This is a genomic window from uncultured Ellagibacter sp. (assembly GCF_934636505.1).
GTDB lineage: Bacteria > Actinomycetota > Coriobacteriia > Coriobacteriales > Eggerthellaceae > Ellagibacter.
The window spans coordinates 1-5905 of record NZ_CAKUAL010000096.1; the positions used below are offsets into that span (position 1 = coordinate 1).

A 5905-nucleotide genomic window follows, 5' to 3' on the forward strand; every position below is an offset into this window, starting at 1 on the left:
GAGTGCAAGGAAATGCGCACGCAGCTGTTCGGGAGTGTAGTAATCGAGCAGCTCGTCGGCCGAGGGCGGCTTCACAGCGCTCGACGACGACGCTTTCTTGTTGCCGAGCAGCAGATGATGGTTTGCGATGAGCGTCGTCTGGCGCAACGCGGGAGATTCTTCGCCCCCGAAGAAATTGCCAGGCTTGAGCGCCTCCCACATTGCCGGCTGGGCAACACCGTAGAAGTAGAGGTTGTCCTGCCCAATGAACTGGAACACCTCGGCATCGTCTGAGCACCACCACTCCTGCCAGCTCGAGCGCGGAAGACCGAGCTCGTCGTTCACGGCCATGGTGAACGAGATCGGCGCCCACAGCGACTCCGGCCAGCACCACACGGTGAGTCCGCTGACGCCCTCGATAACCGGCGCCTTCACGCCCCACTCGATGTTGCCGGTGATGCGGAAGGGGACGAGTGTTTTCCCCATGCGGAAGCGGATGTTCGCCCGCGTGAGCAAAGGCCGCGCCGCGTCACGATCCTCGATCGACGAGAACTCGAGCTCGAAGCTCTGCTTGCCCTTCTCCGCAGGGCGGAAGGCGTGCTTCGGCAGGTCCGCCGCAATCGCCCGATATGCCTCCTCGGCCTCGTTCTTCACGTAGACGACCGGCGGCGTGAGGAACTCCTCGATCGTTTGCGGGACAACGTCGCGAATCGTGGGATCGGCCTTGAGCTCCTCCACATGTTTTTTCAGGAACTCGGAGAAGGCAGGCAGGTCGAAATACCAGTTCTCGACAGGGCGCATCTCGGGCACGGTTCCCGTGACAGACGACTTCGGCGCGATAAGGTCGACTGGGTCGTACTGATGGCCCAAATCGCACTCGTCCGCGTAAGCGTGCTCAGACTTGCACCCCTGGACTGGGCAGTGCCCCACCACCTGGCGACCGTTCAGAAACGTCTGCGCCTCGGTGTCGTAGAACTGAAGCGTCGATTCCTTGTGGAGGAAACCGTTCTCGTGAAGCTTCTCAATGAACGCCTCGGAAACATGCTGATGGACCTCGCCGGCGTGGCCGATTCCCGAGCCATCGTAAATCGAGAGGCTGATACCGTACGAGCGCAGCGTGTTCGCCTGGCGCTCATGGTTGCGCATCACGTAGTCGGAGATGCTCCCGTCGAACTCTCCCGCCTCGACGAGCTTTCGATAGCCCTCGTTGATCGGGGAGCCGAAGCAGTCGGTTCCCGAGACGAATCGGACGTTATCCTTGCCGATGCGGTCCCGCAGGAAGCGCGCAAACGCGTCTGCCGGGACGAACACGCCTCCGACGTGCCCGAAATGCAGCGGTTTGTTGCCGTATGGCATGCCCGCGGTGACGACCGCGCGTGCAGGCCATTCCACCGGGTTCTCGTTAGTGCTGTGAGCCATTGCCGTTAAGCTCCTTCAATCTTTCAATCAAATCTTCGTTCGACATCTTGCTGCTCGAAAGCAGTCCGACGAGATCAGACAAATCGTCGGACTCGGGCTCGAGGCTCACCACCGCATAGGTGCGCATGCCGGCAAGCTCCGCCGCCTTCGCGATGGCATCTTCCCTTGTGCCGATCTCGTCAGCAAGGCCGTTTTGAACCGCGTCGATGCCAGTATAGGTAAGACCCGTGGCAAGCTCGCGAACCCGATCGATCGGAAGCGAGCGACCCGACGCGACGGCCTCCATGAACGTCTCGTTAACAGTGTCGACCATAGCCTGGTAGTACGCGCGCTCCTCTTCGGTGAGCGGGCGGGTCCCATAGCTCGAATCCTTGCTTTCAGCCGAAGTGATGTTCTCAACCGAGATACCGAGCTTGTCGAGCAGACCCGAAAGGTCAGTCACCTGCATGGCGGTTCCGATTGCGCCGATGGCTGTGGTCTTCGCGGTGAAGATGTAATCGGCCTGGGACGAAATCTCATAAGCGGCGGAAGCGTTCACCGAAGCGCTCGAGACCACAACCGGCTTCGAAAAGTCGTTGACATAGCAGGCCATCTCCTCGCCCGCAGTCGCCGTGCCACCACCCGAGTTGACGCGCAGGACGACCGCCTTGATGTGCGGGTTGTTCTCCGCGCGATCGAGCTGGGCCTTCAAGCCTTCCGGGCTTGCCGTGGAGCCGTCGTAGTCGATCGTCCCGTCGATGGTAATCACGCCGACGGCATCTTCGGAAAGCGAATCGACCGCACTTTGCGAACCCGCACCGAACATCGACGAGCTCGCCGTCGCCATCACGCTCGTGCACGAGGCAAGCGCCGTGAACAGAAAGGCGAACAGCAGCACCACTGCAACAAGTGCGACAATCCAACCGCGGCTTTTCTTCTGCGGTTGCACCGGCGCGGCGTACGGCGGCGCGTACGACGGCTGCTGCCAATAGGTCTGATTGCCAGGTTGCGGCTGATAGGCGCCGTAAGGAGCATTGGCATTGTTGGAAACGCCGCTCGCTCGAGAGTTTTCGGGCTGGTTGTTCATCTTCCCTCCTAATCGTCCTGACTCCATACTACCTTATGAAAAAACGCGCCGGACGAACATGCCCGGCGCGTCTACCGATAAAGCAAAATCCTCGGCGCTTCGCGAAATCTAGGGGTGCCGCAGACAATCGCGCTACAGCTCGAAGCCGTCTTCGACCTTCCCATGAGCAGATTGCGCTTTTTTCGCCGTACGCAAGAGGAACTCTTGGTTCGTCTCGGTGCGCTTAAGCGACTTGATCAGCATATCCATCGCGCGCTCCGTGTTGTTCATATTCGACAGGATACGACGAACTGCCCAAATAAGCGGGGCTTCTTGCGGATCAAGCAGCAAATCTTCCTTGCGGGTACCGCTCGTCACCGGATCGATCGCCGGGAAGATCCTGCGATCGGCGAGGTTGCGGTCGAGCTTGAGCTCCATATTGCCCGTTCCCTTGAACTCCTCGAAAATGACCTCGTCCATCTTCGATCCGGTATCGATGAGAGCAGAGGCGAGGATGGTCAAGCTGCCGCCGCCTTCGATATTGCGCGCCGCGCCCAAGAAGCGTTTAGGCGGATAGAGCGCCGTCGAATCGACGCCACCCGAAAGGATGCGCCCGGAAGCGGGCTGCGCAAGGTTGTACGCACGGGCAAGTCGCGTGATGGAGTCGAGCAGGATAACAACATCTTCACCCATTTCCACCAGACGCTTCGCACGCTCGATAACGAGCTCCGACACGGCGATATGGTTCTCGCACGGCATGTCGAAGGTCGAGGAAACCACCTCGCCGCGAACCGAGCGCTCCATATCGGTAACCTCTTCGGGACGCTCGTCGACGAGCAAGCACATGAGGTGGACCTCGGGGTTGTTCGCCGTGATGGAAGCTGCGATATCCTTCAGAATGGTCGTCTTGCCCGCCTTCGGAGGCGACACGATAAGACCGCGCTGGCCTTTGCCGATCGGCGCCGCAAGATCGATCACACGAGCGGTAATCGTGCTCTTGCCGTGCTCCATGACCAGGCGCTCATCGGGGTAAACAGGGGTCAAGTCGGAGAACTTGGGACGCTTCGACCCCTCTTCGGGAGCCTTCCCGTTAATCGAGATGAGCTTCTGAATCGCAGCGAACTTCTCGTTCTCGCGTGCGGGGCGCGTCTGGCCGCATACCATGTCGCCCTTGCGCAGTCCGTTGCGACGGATCATAGAAAGACCCACGTAGGCATCCGTCTCGCTGGGAAGGTATCCCTGCGTGCGCAGGAAGCCGTACCCATCGGGCATAATATCGAGAATACCAGTGACCTCGATGAATCCTTCGGCTTTCACGCTCGCCTCGTAGACCGCATCGACGAGCTCCGCCTTCTTAAGGCCCGACGCGTCCAGTTCGAGCTCGGCGGCCTTCGCCCTCAGCTCGGCAACTTTGAGCGCAGCAAGTTCCTCGCGGTTCACGCTCGGGGTGATCTCTCGGTTCTGCTGGTTGCGACCACGACGCTGCTTGCGGTCGTTGCCGTGCTTTTGCTGGTACTGCTTCTGATTGTTGTTGCGATCTTTGTTGTAACCGGAATGGTTCTTTCCAGATTGCTTCTGCTCGTTTGAGGAATTCTGCTCCCCGCGAGAGCGACGCACGTGAACGGTGGTCTTTGACGGAGATGCCGAATCTTTATGGGAAGCATCGGAAGAGGACGCCTCTGGAACCCGATCGTCGTTTCGGTCGTCAGACTTGCTAGCCTCCCCAGTGCGAGCTTCAGAAGCATCCAATGCACGCTCAGCGCTCCTGCGAGACGCCGTCTTACGCGCAGCGGGCTTGGCCGCTTTCGATTCGCCGTCAGCAGGAGCCTCGCCCGCCTTGGTTTCATCCGCCCGCACAGGCGCTCCCTTGGATGCGCCTTCCGCATCAACGGGAAGAGGGTTCTTTCGCGGACGACCAGGTCGGCGCTTGGGTTTCTCTTCCGCAGGAGCCTCGGAAGCCGATTGAGCCGCAGCCTTGGCAGCCTTAGCAGGCGCCGGGGTTGAAGCCGATTCGGCAGCATCAGAGACAACGGGCGTTTTGCGAGGACGCCCAGGGCCGCGCTTCGGTTTAGCTTCCGCAGGTGCCTCGACAGCTTCAGTCTTCACCTTCCGCGGGCGACCAGGGCCGCGCTTCACGGGGGAAGCGGAGGTCGTATTGTCAGCAGCCTTCTTCGGGGCTTCGGAAGCTTCAACTGCTTTGGTCTCCGCCACTTCGTTATCGCTCATAATTTATGCCTGCTGCACTTTCTCCCAGTCCTTGAGGAAGGAATCGAGACCGCGATCGGTCAGAGGGTGCTGCACCATCTTCTTCAGAACGCCGAAGGGAACAGTCGCGATGTCGGCGCCCATGAGAGCAGCCTGCGTAACATGATTTGCAGAGCGAATCGAAGCAGCAATAATCTCAACCTGCTCGCCATTGACCGTGTTGGCAGTGAAGTCGTAGTTGTTGATAGCGGTCACGATATTGGAGACCTGTTCAAGACCATCTTCGGAAATATCATCGAAACGGCCGATGAACGGGCTGATGTAGCGAGCGCCGGCACGAGCAGCCAGAAGAGCCTGCGGAACGCTGAAGCAAAGCGTCATGTTGACGGGAATACCCTCGGCAGCAAGGGTATGGGTTGCAGCAAGGCCCTCGACCATGGTCGGGACCTTCACGACCACGTTCGGCGCGATTGCAGCAAGCTCACGACCATCAGCAATGATCTCGTCGCGATTCATGGCAACAGATTCAGCTGAGACGGGGCAATCCGGGCCAACAATGTCGCAAATGCGCTTGATGTGGTTGTGGAAGTCATCAAGCTTCCCACCAATGCGTGCATAAAGCGACGGGTTCGTAGTGACGCCGGCAAGGGCGCCCCAGCTTGCAGCCTCCTCGATTTCCGCAAGGTCTGCGGTGTCAAGAAAGAACTTCACGGGTCCTCCTCAAATAGGGTAACAAGATATGAGAATGTGCTGAACGCACAATAATCACCGAAGAAAAAGAGAGTAACGATCAATCACAAAAAGAATCACGACGCAAAATAGCATCAAACAGGGCTTATCCTAGCGCAATATGCCGAAACCTTCAAGAAAAGATTAGCAAGCAAGCCTTAAATCAGCGGTTCAAACAAAAAATTCACGCAGGTAGGAGCGTAGAAAGGCCAACAAGCAGAAAGGAAACGGCTTATCACAGGTAAAAAAATAGAAGATTCAGCGCGCAACAAAGGAAAGAACTCGCCCCAGCTGCAGGAGGACCGCCCAGAGTGCCAGAGTGCGCCCGCGGCGTGGCAACGGCAAATAAAAGAAAAGGGGGCCGCGGCCGGGTCCCCCCGGGCCGCGGCCCCCTGCGCAGACAGAAAAAGCGCCGCCCATGAGCGGAACGCCCTATCCTCCCACGGACTTCCTCCGCAGTACTTTCGGCGAGGAGGGGCTTAACTTCCGAGTTCGGAATGGGATCGGGTGATCCCCCTCTCTACGGTT

The 5905-nt window shown here is 59.0% G+C and carries 4 protein-coding genes and 1 rRNA gene; all 5 read right to left on the reverse strand.

Features of this window, described 5'->3' with window-relative positions:
* A partial coding sequence (locus tag Q0G18_RS08745; protein ID WP_297152101.1) for a class I tRNA ligase family protein occupies window positions 1-1398 on the reverse strand: 1398 nt, incomplete at its 3' end.
* Window positions 1382-2464, reverse strand: coding sequence for a signal peptide peptidase SppA (gene sppA, locus Q0G18_RS08750; protein WP_297152104.1), 1083 nt, complete (start codon window positions 2462-2464; stop codon window positions 1382-1384). The genes Q0G18_RS08745 and sppA, both read right to left, overlap by 17 nt.
* A gap of 132 nt (window positions 2465-2596) precedes the next feature.
* On the reverse strand, window positions 2597-4669 hold the full coding sequence (rho, locus tag Q0G18_RS08755) for a transcription termination factor Rho (RefSeq protein ID WP_297152106.1): 2073 nt from the start codon (window positions 4667-4669) through the stop codon (window positions 2597-2599).
* Between the two features lie 3 nt (window positions 4670-4672).
* Window positions 4673-5359: a fructose-6-phosphate aldolase gene (gene fsa, locus Q0G18_RS08760; RefSeq protein WP_297152109.1), complete on the reverse strand. Its 687-nt coding sequence runs from the start codon at window positions 5357-5359 to the stop codon at window positions 4673-4675.
* A 437-nt stretch (window positions 5360-5796) separates the two neighbouring features.
* Window positions 5797-5905: ribosomal RNA gene (rrf, locus tag Q0G18_RS08765) — 5S ribosomal RNA — on the reverse strand; the annotation flags it as partial.